Origin of the sequence: Pseudomonas meliae, assembly GCF_001400515.1 — a bacterium.
Classification (GTDB): Bacteria; Pseudomonadota; Gammaproteobacteria; order Pseudomonadales; family Pseudomonadaceae; genus Aquipseudomonas; species Aquipseudomonas amygdali.
This window is the reverse complement of the sequence record NZ_LJQT01000215.1, coordinates 8744-12197: the sequence shown is the minus strand read 5'-3', so window position 1 is coordinate 12197 and position 3454 is coordinate 8744. Positions and strand designations below refer to the sequence as shown.

At 55.6% G+C, this 3454-nt stretch carries 5 protein-coding genes; all 5 read right to left on the bottom strand.

What is annotated here, in order from left to right:
- Positions 1-32 precede the first annotated feature (32 nt).
- Positions 33-611 (bottom strand): TerD family protein, encoded by a 579-nt coding sequence (locus tag ALO64_RS09560; protein WP_002552039.1) that lies wholly within the window; start codon positions 609-611, stop codon positions 33-35.
- A gap of 37 nt (positions 612-648) precedes the next feature.
- On the bottom strand, positions 649-1224 hold the full coding sequence (locus tag ALO64_RS09555) for a TerD family protein (protein ID WP_044344238.1): 576 nt from the start codon (positions 1222-1224) through the stop codon (positions 649-651).
- 27 nt (positions 1225-1251) lie between these two features.
- On the bottom strand, positions 1252-2286 hold the full coding sequence (locus ALO64_RS09550) for a TerC/Alx family metal homeostasis membrane protein (RefSeq protein WP_005732348.1): 1035 nt from the start codon (positions 2284-2286) through the stop codon (positions 1252-1254).
- A gap of 26 nt (positions 2287-2312) precedes the next feature.
- Complete coding sequence (locus ALO64_RS09545; protein WP_002552036.1) at positions 2313-2762, bottom strand: tellurite resistance TerB family protein; 450 nt, start codon at positions 2760-2762, stop codon at positions 2313-2315.
- 51 nt (positions 2763-2813) lie between these two features.
- Positions 2814-3454 (bottom strand): TerD family protein (locus tag ALO64_RS26250; protein WP_456238961.1); only part of this gene is annotated, 641 nt, incomplete at its 5' end.

The following is a 3454-nucleotide window of genomic DNA, read 5'->3' as shown; positions in this document are numbered from 1 at the left end:
GGGGGGGGTTTTTATCGTGCGCTGCTCGGGGTTTAGCCGATTGCCACGCCGTGCGCTTCTGCCAACGGCTTCAGACCGCCTGCAAAGCCTTGACCAATGGCCTTGAACTTGAACTCGTCGCCATTGCGGTACAGCTCGCCGAAGATCATCGCGGTTTCGGTCGACGCGTCTTCCGACAGGTCGTAACGAGCGATTTCCTTGCCGTCAGCCTTGTTCACAACGCGAATGTAAGCGTTGGACACCTGACCAAAGCTCTGCTTGCGCTCTTCAGCCGAGTGGATAGTGACCGCAAAAACCAGCTTCTTGACCGCAGCAGCCAGACCGGTGAGTTTGACGTTTACCGACTCGTCATCACCATCGCCAGCGCCGGAACGGTTATCGCCAAGGTGCTCGACCGAACCATCTGCCGATTTCTTGTTGTTGTAGAAAATGAAGCTGTTGTCATCCAACACCTTGCCACTTTCACCAACGATGAAGACCGATGCGTCCAGGTCGAACTCGGTGCCATCGGTAACGCGTGGATCCCAGCCCAGGCCCACGGTGATTTCTGTCAGGCCCGGAGCCTCTTTCGACAGCGAAACGTTACCGCCTTTACTCAGACTTACTGCCATGTTCGTAATCCTTTCTGGAAAAATGGTTAGGCGCGAATCAGAAATTCATGCCGAAAGAGTTGGCCACAGCTTTCAGGCCACCGGCGAAGCCGCTACCCACTGCGCGGAACTTCCACTCGCCATTGTTGCGATACAGCTCGGCGAAGATCATCGCGGTTTCAGTCGAGGCGTCTTCCGCCAGGTCGTAGCGAACGATTTCCGAGCTGGATTTTTCATTCAGCACACGGATAAACGAGCCGCCCACCTGACCGAAGTTCTGCTTGCGGCTGTCAGCGTCGTGAATGGTCACAACGAAGACGATCTTGTCCACGTCAGCAGGAACTCTTGTCAGATTGACCTTGAGCACTTCGTCATCGCCATCACCAGCACCGGTACGGTTGTCACCGGTGTGTTCGACGGAGCCATCGGCGCTCTTGAGCTGGTTGTAGAAAATGAAGTCAGCTTCACTGAGGACCTTGCCATTGGCGCCCAGCAGAAATGCGCTGGCGTCCAGGTCAAATTCCTGGCCGTCAGTGGCACGCGGATCCCAGCCCAGGCCAATCAGTACATTGGTCAGGGTAGGGTCGGTTTTCGACAGCGAAAGGTTGCCACCTTTTTGCAGAGTCAAAGCCATGATTCGGTTATCTCCTTTATCCAGTGTTTACGCTTTTTCTTCAGCGGATTCTTCTTTACCCGGGAAGAGCAGGCTTGCAACGATACCGATGATCAACACGACGACCACAACCAGCAGGCTGGTATTGGCGCTGATCTCGTAACCGTGGTGGAACAGGTGGTTGGTTGCGTTCAGGCCCAGTTTGATGGCGATGAAGAACAGCAAGGCGATAACCGCTTTCTCCAGATGCACCAGATAGCGCTTGAGGGCTTCAAGAACGAAGTACAGAGTACGCAGACCAAGAATCGCGAACAGCATGGCCGAGAACACGATCAGCGGCTCGCGGCTCACTGCAATGATTGCCGGCACGGAGTCGAACGCGAACAGCACGTCGGAGATTTCAGCCACAACCAGACACAGGAACAATGGGGTCGCGAACAGAGCGCCCTTGGCGGCAAGGGTGATACCGGCGTTTTCTGGTTTTTTGACTTCTTCTTCCAGTACCGAGCGACGGACGAAAAAGTTGCTGCCGTGCAGCTTCGGCCATACCGGGAACAGTTTCTTGGCAAAGCGATACGCCATGTGTTGCGAGTAGTCGACTTCTTCGTCGTCGTCATCACCCGCTCTGAGCATCATGATGGCGGTCCAGGCAACGATGACCGCAAACACCACTTCGACCCACGGCCCCAGGGCCAGCAGGCCCGTACCGATGGCGACGAAGATGCCGCGGAAGACGATGGCACCGATGATGCCCCAGTACAGAACGCGGTGGCGCAGGCCATCCGGGATCTTGAACCAGGAGAACAAGGCCATGAACACGAACAGGTTGTCGACGCTCAGCACTTTTTCCAGCGCGTAACCGGTAACGAACAGCGTGGCGACTTCGGAGCCGTGCTGCACATACAGGAAACCGGCAAAAGCCAGCGAAATGGCGACCCAGAAAATCGACCACGCCGAGGCTTGCGCGAGGGTGATCGGCTTGTTTCCCCGGTGGGAGAACATGTCGATAGCCATGGCCGTAATGGCCAGGCCGACGAAAACCGCCATCGTGAGTGGAGGGAAGCCTAGAGAGGTGCTTTCCATTTAACTGCGTTCCTTAGGGTAAAAAATTACAGGTCGAAATCGGACGGGTTCAGGCCAAGCTCTCGGCAGATCGTGCGGCAGACTTCCCGCTCTTTCTCGTCGAAGCTGCCATCAGCGCCACCGATAGCACAGCAGACGCGCACCAGCAAACGGGCGGCATCTTCTTTCTTTTTGATCTTGCCGATGGTTTTCAACGCTTCGGCACGACCAATTTCAAAATCGAACTCGAACTTGGAGCACGCTTCCTGAAAACCCTGGATGACTTCCTTCATGTCAAAAACTTTCAGTTCCTGAGAGTTCTGGATGAAGCCAGCCATTTTCTGCTTTTCACTGGAGCTGATATCGCCGTCAGCGGCCGATACCAGCGCACAGCCGGAAACCACAGCTTCCATGAATTCGCGGTTCTTGAACTTCGAAACTTCCGAAGCCAGCTTGTCGCGAGCAGCCGTTGCGTTTGTTTTCAACCAGTCCAGCATGTCTATCTCCCATGAGGCGGCACAGCCAGCCCAGAAATACCACGGTATTGTTTACTTGGAACCGGCAGCCCAGCGCATGCCCCAGCCATAGGCCTTGTCCATGTTGCTGTGACCATTGTGGAAATCCACCCGACGCGTCACCTTGACTGCGCCATTGTCATTTTCCAGCAAGGCAATTGCACACATGCCCTGACGACCACCTTCTTCGTTGAGGCGAACCTCGATGGGCGGCTGGCCCGGCGCATGAATGGTGACAACACCGTCGGTTTCTTTCCAGTTCGGCGCACCTTCATAGATGAACGCATAAACCAGAATGCGACGGATCTTGCTCCAGTGCGCGCCATTGATATGCAGCCACTCACCGTCACTGATCGAGCCAGTACGATCATCGCCCATCAGTTTGATGAAAGGCTCGGTGTTGAGCGAACCGAACGAGTTGCCCAGCGCCTGAACCGCGCCTTTGAGACCGTCCTGCATTTCGAAGAGGCAGCCTACATCAAGGTCGATGGCATTGCTCTTCTTCATCGAGAAGAAGCCGCCGCCCTTGCTGTCGCTGCGACGGTTCCAGTTCAGGTTGACCCGAATCTCACCGAAACCGGCGCTGGACTTTTCCAGGCTGATCGAAGCACGGGTCTTGTCGAGCGTGATCTTGCTCAAACTGACGGTCGACTTAGGTGCAGGTGCAGGTGCAG